Origin of the sequence: Streptomyces sp. DSM 41931 (assembly GCF_050271085.1) — a bacterium.
Taxonomy (GTDB): Bacteria; Actinomycetota; Actinomycetes; order Streptomycetales; family Streptomycetaceae; genus Streptomyces; species Streptomyces albogriseolus.
In genome coordinates, this window is record NZ_CP189902.1 from 3,727,012 (window position 1) to 3,741,894 (window position 14,883).

13 protein-coding genes and 2 pseudogenes are annotated in these 14,883 nt (G+C 65.7%); 6 read left to right on the forward strand and 9 right to left on the reverse strand.

The genetic code is table 11. From position 1 onward, the window contains the following. Window positions 1-333: 333 nt before the first annotated feature. The gene (locus tag ACP7TJ_RS17335; RefSeq protein ID WP_367448848.1) at window positions 334-1,536 is read left to right on the forward strand and encodes a cation:proton antiporter; all 1,203 of its coding nucleotides are present in this window, start codon (window positions 334-336) and stop codon (window positions 1,534-1,536) included. An 18-nt stretch (window positions 1,537-1,554) separates the two neighbouring features. Here the strand turns inward: ACP7TJ_RS17335 and ACP7TJ_RS17340 are convergent, their stop codons facing one another. Beyond that, the gene (locus ACP7TJ_RS17340) at window positions 1,555-2,043 is read right to left on the reverse strand and encodes a cation:proton antiporter regulatory subunit (RefSeq protein WP_093764504.1); all 489 of its coding nucleotides are present in this window, start codon (window positions 2,041-2,043) and stop codon (window positions 1,555-1,557) included. A 294-nt stretch (window positions 2,044-2,337) separates the two neighbouring features. On the opposite strand from ACP7TJ_RS17340, the gene ACP7TJ_RS17345 reads away from it, so the two are divergent. Beyond that, window positions 2,338-2,772 (forward strand): hypothetical protein, encoded by a 435-nt coding sequence (locus ACP7TJ_RS17345; RefSeq protein WP_193457737.1) that lies wholly within the window; start codon window positions 2,338-2,340, stop codon window positions 2,770-2,772. 60 nt (window positions 2,773-2,832) lie between these two features. Here ACP7TJ_RS17345 and ACP7TJ_RS17350 read toward each other — a convergent pair whose 3' ends face one another. The 4 genes and pseudogenes from ACP7TJ_RS17350 to ACP7TJ_RS17365 form a co-directional block, all read right to left on the reverse strand. Further along, on the reverse strand, window positions 2,833-3,411 hold the full coding sequence (locus ACP7TJ_RS17350) for a DM13 domain-containing protein (protein ID WP_427763741.1): 579 nt from the start codon (window positions 3,409-3,411) through the stop codon (window positions 2,833-2,835). A gap of 167 nt (window positions 3,412-3,578) precedes the next feature. Beyond that, window positions 3,579-4,004: a PIN domain-containing protein gene (locus ACP7TJ_RS17355; protein WP_427763742.1), complete on the reverse strand. Its 426-nt coding sequence runs from the start codon at window positions 4,002-4,004 to the stop codon at window positions 3,579-3,581. After that, window positions 4,001-4,279, reverse strand: coding sequence for a CopG family transcriptional regulator (locus ACP7TJ_RS17360; RefSeq protein WP_093764508.1), 279 nt, complete (start codon window positions 4,277-4,279; stop codon window positions 4,001-4,003). Before ACP7TJ_RS17360 ends, ACP7TJ_RS17355 begins: the two co-directional genes overlap by 4 nt. A 78-nt stretch (window positions 4,280-4,357) precedes the next feature. Beyond that, a pseudogene (locus ACP7TJ_RS17365) lies at window positions 4,358-4,831 on the reverse strand (HNH endonuclease); the annotation flags it as partial. Here ACP7TJ_RS17365 and ACP7TJ_RS17370 point away from each other — a divergent pair. Beyond that, window positions 4,832-5,521, forward strand: a pseudogene (locus tag ACP7TJ_RS17370) (LacI family DNA-binding transcriptional regulator); the annotation flags it as partial. A 104-nt stretch (window positions 5,522-5,625) separates the two neighbouring features. Here ACP7TJ_RS17370 and ACP7TJ_RS17375 read toward each other — a convergent pair. Together ACP7TJ_RS17375 and ACP7TJ_RS17380 are read right to left on the reverse strand one after the other, a co-directional pair. Next, complete coding sequence (locus ACP7TJ_RS17375; protein ID WP_427763744.1) at window positions 5,626-8,277, reverse strand: tyrosine-protein kinase family protein; 2,652 nt, start codon at window positions 8,275-8,277, stop codon at window positions 5,626-5,628. Then, the gene (locus tag ACP7TJ_RS17380; protein WP_367490641.1) at window positions 8,274-8,672 is read right to left on the reverse strand and encodes a hypothetical protein; all 399 of its coding nucleotides are present in this window, start codon (window positions 8,670-8,672) and stop codon (window positions 8,274-8,276) included. The genes ACP7TJ_RS17375 and ACP7TJ_RS17380 overlap by 4 nt, the downstream gene beginning before the upstream one ends. 565 nt (window positions 8,673-9,237) lie before the next feature. Here ACP7TJ_RS17380 and ACP7TJ_RS17385 point away from each other — a divergent pair. Continuing rightward, window positions 9,238-9,615, forward strand: coding sequence for a DUF5958 family protein (locus ACP7TJ_RS17385; RefSeq protein ID WP_427763746.1), 378 nt, complete (start codon window positions 9,238-9,240; stop codon window positions 9,613-9,615). Between the two features lie 576 nt (window positions 9,616-10,191). Next, the gene (locus ACP7TJ_RS17390; protein WP_427763748.1) at window positions 10,192-11,916 is read left to right on the forward strand and encodes an AIPR family protein; all 1,725 of its coding nucleotides are present in this window, start codon (window positions 10,192-10,194) and stop codon (window positions 11,914-11,916) included. A 230-nt stretch (window positions 11,917-12,146) separates the two neighbouring features. Here ACP7TJ_RS17390 and ACP7TJ_RS17395 read toward each other — a convergent pair whose 3' ends face one another. Beyond that, a complete protein-coding gene (locus tag ACP7TJ_RS17395; RefSeq protein WP_427763749.1) occupies window positions 12,147-12,920 on the reverse strand; it encodes a hypothetical protein in 774 nt (257 codons plus the stop codon). Then, window positions 12,917-14,002 carry a DUF1152 domain-containing protein gene (locus tag ACP7TJ_RS17400; RefSeq protein WP_078504672.1) on the reverse strand — a complete coding sequence of 362 codons (1,086 nt, stop codon included), beginning with the start codon at window positions 14,000-14,002 and terminating at the stop codon, window positions 12,917-12,919. The genes ACP7TJ_RS17395 and ACP7TJ_RS17400 overlap by 4 nt, the downstream gene beginning before the upstream one ends. Window positions 14,003-14,087: 85 nt before the next feature. Between ACP7TJ_RS17400 and ACP7TJ_RS17405 the strand changes: the two genes are divergently transcribed. Then, window positions 14,088-14,828, forward strand: a complete 741-nt coding sequence (locus ACP7TJ_RS17405) for a GntR family transcriptional regulator (RefSeq protein WP_427763751.1) — start codon at window positions 14,088-14,090, stop codon at window positions 14,826-14,828. The last annotated feature ends 55 nt before the right edge of the window (window positions 14,829-14,883 follow it).

The window sequence follows — 14,883 nt, forward strand, 5'->3', positions numbered from 1 at the left end:
CGCGCAGTGCGGCGTGACACGAACCGGCCCGTACGCATCGACATCACCCCCCGCGACAGCGTTCCCGAACCCGGCGCCGCCGTCTCCGGCGCCTGACCCGCCCGGCCGCCCGCCCCTCCGTCAGAGGGTGCGGCAGCCCGCCCGCACGCCACCGTCCGCCCGCTCCGGGCCTCCCGGCGTCGCGCCGTACGCGGACCAGGACCACGCCGTCACCCCTCACCGCACCCCGCGGATCATCGCGCGCGACCCGGCGCCCCCGCCGACCGTCCGCACGCCACCTCAGCCCCTTGCAGGCACTGACGCCGCCGTCGCCGACCCGGAGGACCGACGCCCGTGCACAACACCGCCACCATGCTCATCGAACTGGGCGCGATCATCCTCGCCCTAGGCCTGCTGGGCCGCCTCGCCGGGCGCGTGGGCTTCTCGCCCATCCCGCTCTACCTGCTGGCCGGACTGGCCTTCGGCAACGGTGGCATCCTGGCGCTGCAGGCCAGCGAGGAGTTCATTGCCGTCGGCGCCGAGATCGGCGTCATTCTGCTGCTGCTGATGCTGGGTCTGGAGTACAGCGCGTCCGAGCTGGTCACCAACCTCAGGACGCAGTACCCGTCCGGCGCGGTGGACTTCGTCCTCAACGCGGTGCCGGGCGCGGTGGCGGCGCTGATTTTGGGCTGGGGCCCGGTCGCGGCCGTGGCGCTGGCCGGCGTCACCTGGATCTCCTCGTCCGGCGTGATCGCGAAGGTGCTCGGCGACCTGCGCCGGCTCGGCAACCGTGAGACACCGGTGGTGCTCGGCGTCCTCGTGATCGAAGACCTGGCGATGGCGGTCTACCTGCCGATCCTCATCACGGTACTGGCGGGCGCCGGCCTGGCGGGCGGCTCGGTCACCCTGCTGATCGCGCTCGGCACCGTCGGCGCCGTCCTGTACCTGGCGCTGCGCCACGGACGGCTGATCAGCCGCGCGGTGTCCTCGGACAACCCGGAGATGCTGCTGCTGGTCGTCCTGGGCCTGACGCTCCTCGTCGCGGGCCTGACGCAGGAACTGCAGGTGTCGGCGGCCGTCGGCGCGTTCCTCGTGGGCATCGCCCTGTCCGGCGAGGTCGCCGAGGGCGCGAGCAACCTGCTCACCCCGCTGCGGGACCTGTTCGCCGCCGTCTTCTTCGTCTTCTTCGGCCTGTCCACCGACCCGGCCGACATCCCGCCGGTCCTGGTCCCGGCGCTGCTCCTGGCGTTCGTCACCGCGCTGACGAAGATCGCGACGGGCTGGTACGCGGCCCGGCGGGCGGGCATCAAGGGCGCGGGCCGCTGGAGGGCGGGCGGCACGCTGGTGGCGCGCGGCGAGTTCTCGATCGTCATCGCGGGTCTCGCGGTCGGCGTGGAGCCCCGCATCGGCCCGCTGGCCACGGCGTACGTCCTGATCCTGGTCGTCGTGGGCCCGCTGACCGCCCGCTGGACCGAGCCGCTGGCCCGCAGGCTCACCGGCCGTCGGAAGACGCCGGTGGGTCCGGAGCGGGCGGCGCCGGAACCGGCGAAGGTGTGAGGACCTCGGGGGTGCGGGTCACTCCCGGCCGAGAATGCCGGCGGCGACACCGACACCCTCCCGGGTGCCGATGACGATGAGGGTGTCACCGCCGGCCAGCCGGAAGTCCGGCCCGGGGGAGGGAATGGCCTCGGCGCGGCGCAGCACGGCGACGACGGACACGCCGGTCTCGGTGCGCATCCGGGTGTCGCCGAGCACGCGCCCGTTCCAGTACGAGGTCGACGACAGCTCGATCCGCTCGGCGACCAGCCCCAGTTCGGCCGTCGCCAGCAAGTTCGGGCTGTGGTGCGCGGGAAGCAGCGCGTCGACGACGGCGGCGGCCTCCTCGGCGTTCAGCTTCAGGCTCACCGCGGTGTCGTCCGGGTCGTCCCTGCGGTAGACGTTCAGCGTCCGGGAACCGTCGAGATGGGCGATCACCGACAACCGCCGCCGCTCCCGCGTGACGAGGTCGTACCGCACCCCTATCCCCGGCAGCGGAGTGTGCCCCACGCGCCCGGCGCCGCCCATGACCGTCCCCCTACACCCTGTCAGTTGTCCTACGGGCCATGACCGACGGCACCCTACGGCACGGGGGGTGGAGGGCGACATCCGGGCGGGACGTGCGCTGCCGCACCACGACCGCGACGTCGGAACGGTCGCGCGCACCTGAAGCGGACGGGCGAAGGGGTGGGCCGTCGGCGAAGCCCCAGCGTAGGGCCGCCCCACGCACTCGGTTACTCTGCGGCAACGCCCGGAGGGAGCCGGGATCCCGCACGCCGGGCCGGGAGGTTCCGGCCGGCCCGACCCTCAGGAGTACCGCCCGTGAACGGACCGCGCCGCCGCGCGCTGCTGGCCTCCGTCAACCCGATGCTCGAGCCCGGGGAGCGGATCGAGGCGGTGACCATCGTGACCACGAGCCCTGTCTCGCTCGGCAGGACCGCGGCGTTCGCCCTGGCGTCGGCGATCGTGAGCGGCGGCACCACGACCATGGCTCCGGCGCCGGCAGCGATGCACCTGGTCATGACCGACCGCCGCTTCTTCCTCTTCCGTGCGGAGCCGCTGGTCGTCTGGCCGCGCGAACTGGTGATGACGTTCCCGCGCGCCGGCCTGGTCCGCTCGGAGATCGACGACCGCAGGGTCAACTCGTCCTTCGTCCTGTCCTACCCGGGCTACGAGCAGAGCCTCCAGCTCACGTTCTCGGCGTTCGGCCGCAGGAAGCGGGACCGGATAGCGGCGGCGGTGCCGGTCGCGGGCTGACGGCAGGGGCGGCTCGTGGCGCGCCCTGGTCCGCACGGGCGAAGCGCGCCGCACCGGACGTCAGGTGCGGCCCAGCTCCGCGGCGCCGAAGGACACGTCGAAGCGGTCGCACCAGATGCTCACGCTGGTGAAACGGGACGGGTCGACATCGTTGGGCACGGCGTAGTTCTGGCTTCCCTTGTTGCCCTTGAGCTTGCCGAGACTGACGTACTCGCCGTCGTCGAACACGTGCCAGCCGGCCTGTCCCTCCTTCACCGGCGCGTCGGTCAGCCACACCCGCAGGTCCGGTCCGTTGCTCGTGTCGAGGTTCTCCAGCCGGACGACATGCGAGCCGTCGTCCAGCCGTACGAGTTTCACCGTGCCCGAGGTCGCGTGCTCATGGCTGATCAGCTCACCGGCGGCCAGCGTCCGGGGCCCGGCCGGAGAGGAGGGCGCCCCGGACGGCTCCGTCTCGACGGCCTGCTCCTCCTCGGCGGGCCCAGGGGTCGCCTGGGCCGTGGGCAGGGCCTCCTCCACGGTCTGGTCCTGCCACAGCTTCCACGGCTGGAACCAGTACAACCCGAAGCCGGCCGTGGCGACCGCCACCAGCAGCACCCCGATGCCCAACGGCCTGCCCAGCAGCTCCCGTACGCGCGCCATGCCCGCCTCTCCTCTTCGTAGTCGGTCTTCCGCCACCCCATACAACTGGCTGGGCGGACGTTCCTGTACCGGAGGGAGATGACGAAACCCTTACGGCGCTCATGCGCGAACGGCCGGGGCGGGTGCTCACCAGCGTGGGTGCGGGCGCTGGAGGTGTGCGGGCCGGGTCACACCTTCTTGACGACGACCGTGTCCGGGACCAGCTTCACCAGGTCGTCGACGTCCGAGGTGAAGACGGTGACCTGTCCCTTCTGCTGTCGGGCGATGACAGCGAGCACGGCGTCGATCGCGTACTTGTGGCCGTGCAACGTGGTGTCGGCCAGAAGCCGGCGGGCTTGGCGGGCCTCGTCCTTCCCGATGTCGACGACCTGGAGTCGGGACAGTACCCAGTCCCAGCGCTGTTCGGTCGTTCTGCCGTCGTACGCCTCGACCAGTGTCATGGGGGACGTCACCACCTCGGCTTCCCCTCGTGCCGCGAGGTCGAGCCAGGCGATCATCTTCCGGTCGCCGCGCACCGCAAGGGACAGGGCTTCACAGTCCAGCACGAAGACACGAAGGAGCCGCTGTCCGTGCTCACCGGATCGCTTCTTCACGCAGCCTCTCCGGCGTTGCGCTTTCCGGTGGTTCGACGCCGCTCGTGTTCGGCGTCGAGTTCGTCCAGCTCGGCGAGCGCTGCCGCATGCTCGTCCTCGGTGACGGGGCCGTGTTCCTCCTGCAGCCAGTCGACCAGTTCTCGGAGTCGATCCCGGTCACGCTTGAAGCGCAGCGCGTCGGTGACGTACGCCGACAGGCCCCGCTCTGCCGCGTCCGCGCGGATCTCGTCCAGAAGATCCTCCGGAATCGTCACGGTTACCTTCTTTGTCGCCATACAAGCGACCATACTCCTGGTATCAGACTCCTTACCAGTGGCCTCCGTGATCGACGCTCGACGCGCGACGCGCGGTGATCAGGCGGCTGGGGCGGGGCGTGGGCCGCATTGAAAGAGCCGGCTGGTGCGCCAGGAGTGGTGGGTGGCCGCGACGGGACGGGCACCCGGTTGAGGCCCGACGAGCGGGCGGTCGGCGAGCGCTATGACGTGCTCGCGGGCGGCAGGACTGTGGCCGACGAAGCGCTGCGAGACCAGGATGTGGTGACTGTCACTGATGCCGATGACGCCTTTGTCGAAGAGCTTGTGGTGCAGCGAGCACAGGCACAGGCCGTTGTCGACGTCGTCCGAGCCGTCGAAAGCCCATCAGCGCACATGTGCGGCCTCGAGCCCGACCGGCACCGCGCCGATCCCGCCGTCGTAGCCACGGAAGGCGCACTGGTACTCGTATGCCGTCAGGACCTGCTCCCGCATCCGGGGATCCCGCCGCCTGCGCGCGACCGAGAACTGTTCGCTCCCCGCCGGCTCCGGCTCCAGGCCGACGGTCTCGCACAGCCGTGCCCCTGTCACGGCAAGACCTACGTCTTCCGAGGGCAGGGCTCGGCCCGTACCGGGGGCCACCAGGGCGCGAAGCTCGTCGACGTCTCCCGTCGTGCTGGCGTCTCGACCGGCACGGTGTCCAACGTCCTCAACCACCCCGAACGCGTCACCGAGGCCACGCGAGAGAAGGTCGAGCAGGCTATCGCGGACCTCCGGTTCGTCCGGGGCGGCGTCGTACCGGAGCATGCCGCCCACTGGCGCAGGAACGGTTTCGCGACCTGGCTGTTCACGCCGGCGGTCTCCGGCTGGTACCCGAAGAAGGCACCACAGGAGCCACGGCCGGTGCCCCTACTCGGACAGCCTTGGCCCGGCGTCCCGGCCCGGGGGCGGGGTGCCAGCGAACGGGCCGACGCCTGCTGGCTCCCGATAGCCAAGGGACTCACGCCCCACGGCCTTCGCCACACCCACCGGACGATGATGGAGGACCTGGGAACCGAGAAGGTGCTCATGGACGAACGCATGGGCCACATCGACGGCTCGGTCTCGGCACGCTACGCCCACGTCACCCCAGGCATGCGCAAGCGCCTCATGCTGGGGCTGACCGCGCAGTGGCGGAGCGCACTCGACGCCCGCTTGGTGATGCATCCCACCTCGCCTGTGCGGGTCCTTGACGGCCTCCTGCGCACCCGAGTTGTTTCCGTGTGAAGGTTCTTCGCAGAGTCGATCCTGAGGGAGGGCATGGCAAGCGGGCTTGGACTGTGTCTGTAGGGTCGCAGCTACCTGCACTCTGACTGAGCTACCGTGATGCCTTACATCGGCCCCCTGCGCGTGACGCTCAGCGCCCAGCGGTAGAGGTCGGGGACGCGGAACGACCGGGTCTCGTCGTCGGTCTCGTTAAGCGTGATGAGGCCAGCTTCCCTGGCCAGGGTGATCAGGTCCTCGGGAGTCTCGCTGAGGGCGTCGCGAAGCGTGTCCTCACTGATGGGAGTGCGACCGTAGTCCTTTAGGGCGTCAGCTACAGCACGGAGCTCCTGAAACTCCTCATCCAGCAGGGCCGACAGAGCAGGTTCGCTCACCCGCTCCAGGCTGAGAGCGAGGCTTCGGGGACGCAGGACCGAGCGGTCGTAGGCGCTGCGCTTCTCCTCCTCCCGTTCCCAGTCCAGCGCGGCAGCGAACAACTGCAGCAAGGACCGGGGGGAATGGTCACCGTTGCCGTCGGCGAGGCGGTTCCAGACCCAGTTGGATGTGAACGCGGTGCGTTCGCCTCGCATACGCTCGCCAACGAGTGAACTCCAGGCCATATCGACTTGCTGGGGAGTCCATGAGGCGACGTCGGTCTCCACCAGGGACTTGTCGGCGGTGTGGAGGATGGCCCGGAAGGCGGCTGCGTGGACGGCGCGCTTGAGGACGACCTTGAAATATTCGCGCTGATCCTCCCACTGGAGCCTACGGGAGAGACCGTAGAAGTGGCTTTTGTTCTCGAAGCGGAGGCTGCTCCAGATGTCCTGGCGCACGAAGATTTTGAGCCGGATTCTGCTGAACTTGGGTGCAAGGTCAGCCTGCTTGGCCAGGAGGCCGGCGATGGCATGGGAGCGGCGCCTGCGCTGGATGGGTGTGTTGCCGAACGCGGTGTCGAGTCCGTCGAACAGCAGTAGAAGCTGAATCTTTCCGTTGGCATCGACCTTGCGTAGCCAGTCGACACACCGCAGGGCTCCCATCGGGTCCTGCAAGACTTCGAGGACGGCGTGGGTGGCGGCGAAGTCTCCCGGTTCGAGATTCTGCATCGCGGGATGAGGTGCCCCGACGTCGTGTGTTGCGTCTTCGGTGCGATACACGGCCAAGGCAATCAGGATCTGCCAAAAGGTGCCCCAGTCCTGGCCGCTCGTGGCGAGGTGCTGGTCGATGGCGTCGTAGTTGTCCGGGCCGAAGGACCAGTCCGGGCGGTCACGGAAGCTGGGGGTTGTGACAGCGACGGGAGTCCACCCCGGCAACTCGCCAGCGGCTAGCCACCGGAACAGTGCAGTCTTGCCTGTGCCTTTTCGGCCCAGGATGAGGGGAGTATCAGGGTCGGCCGTCTCGCTCACCTGACGAGTGACGACGTAGTCCTGAAGGAATTGGTCGCTGTCCAACTCCTCGGCCGTTCCGGTGGAGAAGGACAGCTGTGCCAGAGCTGTAGCTTTGCTTTCCGAGGTCTGGCTCTGCAAGCTGCGCTTTGGGGCGGGCTCTGGGACGATCTGCAGGATCCAGTCGGCGATGCGGGCATAGGGAGCGAGGCGGACGCTGTCCGAGGTGACTGTGTCCGAGAACGAGACCTCGGCGTTGTAAGGGACGACGTGAGTGATCTCTTCCGCGGTCAGCACGGGAGTGCCGTCCCGGGCTTCGTTAAAGGGCTCCAGCCATTTGTCAATCCAGGACTTTGCCCGGTCTGCGAGCCGGGGGGCGCTCTGGCCCGGGGGCATTGGAGACACTACGAAACGGGGCTCGGGCGTCAAGGGGAGGGGCGTCAGACGGCGCGTGGTGGAGCTGAGTAGCGCGCCGGTCAGCAGTTCGGTGCCGTTCCGTGCCTGGCTGTGGGGGTGGAAGCAGACCACGGCCATGTCGGAGACATCGAAGAGAAGTGGGGCTGCTACAGGGCTGACACCGGTGCGTGAGTCGATCAGTACAACGTCCGGGCGAAGCGTGGAGTCCCGGGCATCGTCGATGAGCCGGTGTAGCGCGTTGACGCGTTCGCGATACCAGATCTCCGGCTCAAGGGAGCGGAGCCGGGCGGCGTACGTGCTGTCAATTCGGCCGGCGGGCATACAAAACAAGCGGCCGTTGTCGTCGATCGGGACAACGTGGTCCAGGATCGAAGGATCCGCTCCAAACTCGTAGGCGAGCAGGGCCGCGACTACGCCGAGATCGGACTGCCTCTCCTGCGAGATCCCGAAGAGGGTGTCGAGGCCGGGAGCTTCGAGGTCCATGTCGATGCAGAGGACCCTCAAACCGTGCTCGGAGGTGAGACGGCGAGCTACAGCCGCCAGAGCAGTACTGCGTCCGACACCACCCTTGAGGCTGTAGAAGGTCACAACCGGGGCGGAATCGAGGTCCTGGTCAAGGTCGCTGGCGAACGTGATCTGTGTCGGCGTGGCCTCATCGTTCTCGATGCGGTCGAGCGCGGTGGACCAAGCGGGGGGAGGAACGGCTGTCGTGGTCAGATTGCCGTACCAGGGAGCTTCGGACTCCGTGAGCAACTCCCAGGTATGGACTTGGCCGGCGATCTGAGGAGGCACATGTTCTTGGAATCGGCTGCGGCGGTCCGCTTCGGGGAGCGAAGCAAAATGTTCGGAGACGACACGCACAATGAAGCCCCCGGCGTCCGGAATGACGCTGATGTCGGCGCCGGGAAGCGCGGCCTGGACGGCGTCTACGACGGCCTGGGTCACATCGTCCTCTGACATGGCCTCTGGCCTCTCATTCACCGCTGTCTCCTTCCGCGGCTCCAGCCCCGGGAGCTTGCCTGTCTGACGCGTGTTGCTACCCAGCCTGCCAGCTGCTGGCCTCCGCGGAGCAGGTCGTCGGCGTCGACACCCGCAGGAAGGCTGACCTTGTACCGGAGTTCCGTGTCCCAGTGATCAATGAACTGCGAAGCGTGGCCATAGGGCTTGGTGAACCCGGCACTTTGCCATAGGCCGCGGAGGTTGTGCCCCTCGCGGCCGCTGCGGGGGAAGGGGATGCCGTTCAGGTGCAAGAAGTGCTTGAGCCGACACTCGACCACGTAACCGGCCAGGTAGACAGCGCCGAGAGTCTTCTTCGACTCGGCGAGCACTTGGGCCTCGGCGGCCCGTAGGTTAGCCACTTCGTTGAAGTTGCTCATCCCGCCCCTCTCCCCCTGGCTACGCTGGGTGATATTACGCGCACCTCTAAGGGGGCGTCACGTGAACGGTCCCCCTGACTCGATTCCCTTGCCTGCAGGAGGCGGGAGTGCTGATGGGGCTACTCTCCTCAGCGCGCCCTGGAACTCGGCCCACTCTTGGGGACGATCCGCGGCGCGCTGCTGATCCGCGCCCTGCACTCGGCTCCCAAATGGCTCCCGAGGGGCAGCAGAAACCGGTCAGGGGCCCGATCCGCTCCTGCGGATCAGGCCCCTGACCTGGTACTTCACCGTCGGGGTGGCGGGATTTGAACCCACGACCTCTTCGTCCCGAAGCAACTTTGATGGGGGTGCTGCCTTGGGCTGACCTGGCTCTCACCTGGTGCAACGGTCCGCAGGCGTCCGCAGTTGTCCGCCGCTGTTCGTCGGCGTTGTCACGCAGTTAGACACGCACTCGGATAGATGGCTGTGCCATCAGGGCGCGGGAAACCGTGCTGCCCACGGGGCGCCGTGCGCGTACCGTCGGTCTGGACCGTGGGGGTGGAAGTCTGTGTTGTACGTACACGAGGTGATCCTGAACGAACTCGCACAGGGGCTCAGACCTGTCGATGAGGGCGTCGAGTGGTTCAAGGGCCTTTCAGAGGGTGACCAACGCAAGGTCGTGCACGCACTGGTGCTGTTCTGCAGGCAGGCACGCGCCCGCGAAGAGGACGTGCCGGAGAGCATCGTGCGTTCCGGTATCCGCCCTACTCACACGCCGGCGGTGATGCTCACGAAGTGGCGCTTTGGAATGGAAGCACTTCCGGCCTACGAACTCACCAAGTCCTTCCGCCTGCTGGTCGCCCTCTTCAGCATTGCCGACACCCGCAGGCGAACGCTGCACTGTGCCGACGGATGCGGTCACGCCTGGCACAATCTGCCGGATCCGCCAGACGACGCAACCTGAGACGTCTGCTTGCCCTGGGTCTTGCCGGGGATCTTGATGAGCTGGGTTCTCGCTGGCCAGGGGCGGTGGGCTCGTGCACTTGGTGGTCGTCGTTTGTCGTCATTGGCCACTGTCGAGCGGCCTCGGACGGCCCAGGGACGGCCCAGCTTCGGCGCGGTCGGCTGACGGGCCGACAACCCTCGATGCGCCCCGAGTGAACCTCAGCCGACGACAGTCAGCCACGGCGGCGGGTGCGCCGACCGATCACGCACGCGTGTGCCTCGCTACACCCCCACGGACCGCAGCCACGTTGCCCATGCCCTCGACGAGATCGAGACGCGACGGCCAGCCTGCCACGACGATGCCTGAGACATCGGCTTGGGAAGGCTCAGGTGGTCTAAGGAACTGAAGCCGTGCCGACCCAGAGGAGCTGCATCGACGCTGCCGCGCGGGAGTTGGTTGCAAACGACCAGGGTCAAAATGCGGGATACCTACCCAAGTTGTAGCCAGCAGCCCTAACATCGTCTGAGCCGAGGTTGGAGCTAGCGGCAGGCCATGCGGACTTTGGCGAACGTTGTCGAGCATTTGGAGCGTCGAATGAACCCCCTCATCAAGGGACTGTTTAAGAAGTTTCGCGAAGAGGAGGAGCTTATCGAGATTAATGATGCTGATGCTTTCGAGCTTTTTGCCGCAAGCCTAATCCTTCCGGAAGATCTCACCAGCCAAGTTCAGAAGTCCGACCTACTTCTCGACCCAGGCGCAATCGGTGTTGATGTGATCGCCCTTGACGTTAACGGGCATCTAGCTTGGGATGTTGATGACGTTAAAGAGATTTGCGATAGTGCCGCCAAGGTAGATGTAAGTTTGCACTTCATCCAGGCCAAGCAGTCTGCCTCTGTATCCAGTACGGATATTCTCAATTTTGGCGACACCGTTCGGAAGTTTCTGCAGGGAGAGAGCTTTTCTGTGCATCCCCGCATGAATGCATTGGCCAAAGCGCTTGGTTCTGTATTCGAAAATTATGCGAGTCGCCTCAAAGGGTCCCCCTCTGTCTATCTGTACTTTGCTACTACGGCACCAAAGCAAGCCATCGCAGCCGACCCGGTGAAAGAAAGGATCGCTACTGCGAGGGAGTATATCGAGAATCTCGGTTTCCTCGGGAAAGTCGCTGTCACGGTCCTCGGTGCCGACGATATTCATGATGCATGGGTTAGGAAGAATCACGCAAACGAGGTGGAGATTCAGTTTGAGAAGCAAGTGAACTTGCCGAAGATGCCTGGAGTTGATCAAGCAATTCTGGGCGTTGTGTCGGTGGCCGAGTTGCTTAAGTTGATCGAAATTGGCGACGCACGGACTCTCGATGAACGGGTCTTCTATGACAACGTGCGAGGGTTCAAAGGGGAAGATAACTCAGTCAACAAGCAGATCATGAAAACCCTCGATTCCCCTGAGCGGAACCTCCTCCCTGTCCTCAATAACGGCGTCACCGTCGTCGCTGCATCATACGCGCCCAAGCCTGGAGATGCGGTTGCGCTATCTGGATACCAGATCGTCAATGGCTGCCAGACCAGTCACTGTCTGCATCTATCCAAGGAGTCGCTTGGTGAGGCACTTTCTGACGTCTATGTGCCAATTAGGCTGGTAGTGACCGGGGATGAAGAGGTCGCAACACAGATCATTCGTGCAACGAACTCTCAGACTGCCGTTCAAGAGAACGACCTTGTGGCGCTAAGCAAGTTCCAGAAGAGGTTGGAAGACTTCTATAAACTCGACGCTTCAGATATCAAGCTGACGTACGAGCGGCGTTCAGGTCAGTTCTACAACAAAGAAGTCACTAAGAATCGGGTTGTCACGATTGGTGATCAGATGCGCGCCGTTTCGTCGATGTTTCTAGATGCCCCACATGTGGCTGCCCGATATGCGAGCAGGCTGTACGAAGACATCGGTGCGGCGATCTTTCGCGAGGATCATAAACTCCTTCCGTACATGGCTAGCGCATTCGCTGCGTACCGGCTGGAAAATGCTTTCAGGTCCGGTGGGCTAGAGGCTGCCTACAAGCCAGCCAGGTATCACATTCTCATGGCCTTTAAGTATCACGTTCTGGGAGGTCAGTCGGCTTCCCTTGAGAAAAACAAGTCTGAGGAGCAGAGTGACCAGATCATTGCCGCCTTGAAACAGCATGATCTAATTTCGACATTTCGTGAACTGGCGCAGTCAGTAATCGCAGCTGGTGGCGGTCAGATGCCGTCGCGGGATCGACTTAAGCGCCAGCAATTCACTCAAGACTTGGTCACTCAATTGATGAAGCAGCGAGCGAGTTAAAACCGTTCAGCCAACCCGCCTCAGCAGCGGTCCCCCCTTCTCTGGCGTCACTTGGCTGATTGCTGTAAGCGCGGCACGGGCGCCGGCCGGGCTGGAGCGGGGCGGAGACAGGAGCGCAGGCCCGGCCGGGGGCCGGGCCGCGCGCGGGGAGCGGAGCGAGCCGCCTTGAACCCGTGAAGAAGGTTGTAACTCACCGGCTGAGAGCCTTGTGGATCTTGATCAAGTACGGGTCAGAACGGCGGGTCCTCGCTGTATCCCTCGTTGGAGCCCGAACCGGCGACTTTGTCTGACAACGGATCTGAGTCGCAGAAAGGGAATGGATTCTGCTGCCGCTCTATGCCGGAGGAGTCCTCGCCCCACGCGTCGAGGGCATCGATGACTCGCTCGCGATGCTGCCAGAGGTCACTGGTGCCTAGCTGCTCCCGAAGTGGGGTCGCCAAGGCTGGTCGATGGTGAAGCAACTGGGGATCATCGAGGAGCGGGATGCATGCCGTCAGGGCTGCCTCACGTACGTGATGATCAGTGTTCCTGATGTAGGGGAGGGTCTTCGAGAACAGGAACGGTCGCATCCCGAGGATGTCGACAGCCGGCGCGTAGTCGCCGAGAGGGAATCCGTACCGTTGGCTTATGGCTCCGGCCTCGTCCGTGACTTCGCTCGCCACTGAGCCGATCCACCGCAGCAGCTCTGCGCGCATACATCCTGGGAGGAAGTGGCGACCCTTGACGACGGTGTTGGTCGTTCGCGGATCCGACAGGATGCTGGCCACGTACAGTGCAGCGGGTGCTGTCGCCTCATAAAGGGTGCTTTGGTGGTGCAGGGTGCCGTACAGGTAGTCAAGCGCCCTGGTTCTGGTGCTTTGGTCTTCGTCGAGCAGCGCGGCTAGCATCTCGGGCGCCTCGGCGGCAGTCCCATACGCATGCTCCAGCGCAGCCCAGTCCGTACCTGTCAGCAAGTCTTCAGGGGTAGACGCGCTCGGTGACGTGAGCCAATTGCTTTTCGTCATGCGATTCGCCAGAGAGGTGCGTCGTACTGCTCCGGTCGGCCGTTGACGAGTAGCTGTCGCAGGTCGTTCCGCTGCAAGCCACTGACGCTCAGGGCCTCGGTGATGCGGCGGAACGTCGTGTGAGTGACTCCGTGGGAGCGGGCTTCAGCCTCGAACCGGTCGAGTCGGGCCCAAACTGCAGCCGATTCCAGCTTTGTAGGTTGCTGCTCCTTAAGCCATAGGGCTTTGTTGCGTTCGTAGTCGATCTCCGAGAAGCCGCAGATCTCGCGGCTGTGTGCCTCGGCCTCGTCCAGGGTGGCGGTCGTCATGATGGCCCGCGCCAGGCTGTTGCGGCTGACCGCGTCGTCCAGGTCGACTTCGTGGACCGTGGGTCCTTCGTCAGTGAGGGGGACGGGAAGGCCGGCGTCGCGCACCTCGCAGATGCCGCGGGCTCCTCGGGCTGTTGCGGCCAGCATGGCGGTGGCCTCTGAGGGGTGCCACTCCAGGATGCTGCCGATCGTCTCCACGTCCTCGGCCGTGAAGGTGTGGACGGGAGTGCCGAACAGAGGGCGCAGGTCGTCGGGGGAGATCTCACCGTCCAGTCCGGGGCCTGCGACCAGGAGCCGGATCGGAGCGTTGACCTGGCAGCAGGCGGCGAGAGTGAGGGCGTCGGCGAGTGGGCTTTTGAGGGTGGGTTCGTCGCCCTGGGCGAGGATGTCGCCGCCGACGTCGAGCAGATCGATCGATGCCGGCGCCAGGTGGGACACCAGCTCTTCGAGCTGGCGGGCGATGCCCTCGGCGCCGTGGTGCGGATCAAGCAAAGCCAGTGTGTGTGGGAGCTCTGCCGCGAGTCGGGGGAGTGTGGAGCCTGCCGGGGCGATCGGCTGGGCCTCGGCCGGCACCGACCGGACGGACTGAGTGACGGGTTCGAGTCCCGTGAAGCTGTCGGCTCCTCGCGGTCCCGGGAGTGGGTCGATCAGGAGGCGGTCCCACGCGTACGTGAGGATCACCGCCTGGTCCTCGTCGCCGTAGAGGGCGGCGTGAAGCATAGCGGCGGCGACTGCGTCGCCCCCTCCTCCTGCTGCGACGATCAACCGCGTCATGCGCTCAGAGTACGGGTTCACGGGTTGGCCACTCACCCTATAGTGGCCAAAGGCCATAGCCACTTGGACGAGGAAGGGAGGGGAGATGCCGCAGATCGAAGAGGCCCAGCCGAAGTATCTCCAGATCGCCCACTACATCCGTGACCAGATCCTTCGGGGTGACCTGCGACCGGGGGACGAGGTTCCCTCGGAACGGCAGCTCGCCGCGGACTGGAAGGTGTCCCGGCCCACTGCCGCGCGGTCGTTGGAGGCGCTGAGTCATCAGGGCTTGGTCGAGAAGCGTCAGGGCTCGGGGACGTATGTGCGCAGCCTCGAAGTGAACCGGCGCGCACGCGAGTTGTACGGACGCGCACGGCAGACCGGGAAGATCTACACGCCCGGAGAGTACGCGGTGATCACCTCGACCGGGTGGCTGGAGGCTCCGGACTACGTCGTCGAGGCGCTGGGACTGGTGAAGGATCGCCGAGCCGTGCACCGCCGGCGGGTGACGAACAACCAGGACGGCCCGATCAACCTGTCCACTTCGTGGTTCGCTGCGGATGTCGGCCAGCGGGCACCCAAGCTCTTGGACCCCGAGCGGATCCAGGAAGGCACGCTCATGTACGTCGAGCGGATGACGGGGCGTCAAGGCAGTTACGCGGAAGACCGGATGTGCGCTCGTGTTGCCACGGATGAGGAGGCGGACGACCTGCGGTTGGAGCCGGGGTCCGCAGTCCTCATCGTCCATCACGTCGTCTTCGACCTCCAGGACCGTCCCCTGGAGTTCGCCGAAGCCACCTACCCGCCGCACCGCTGGGCGTTCGAGCAGGGCTACCCGCTCACCTGACGACGACTCGCCAGTTCCGGCGAACCGCTTGCACCTTTCAAGTGGCCAATGCCAC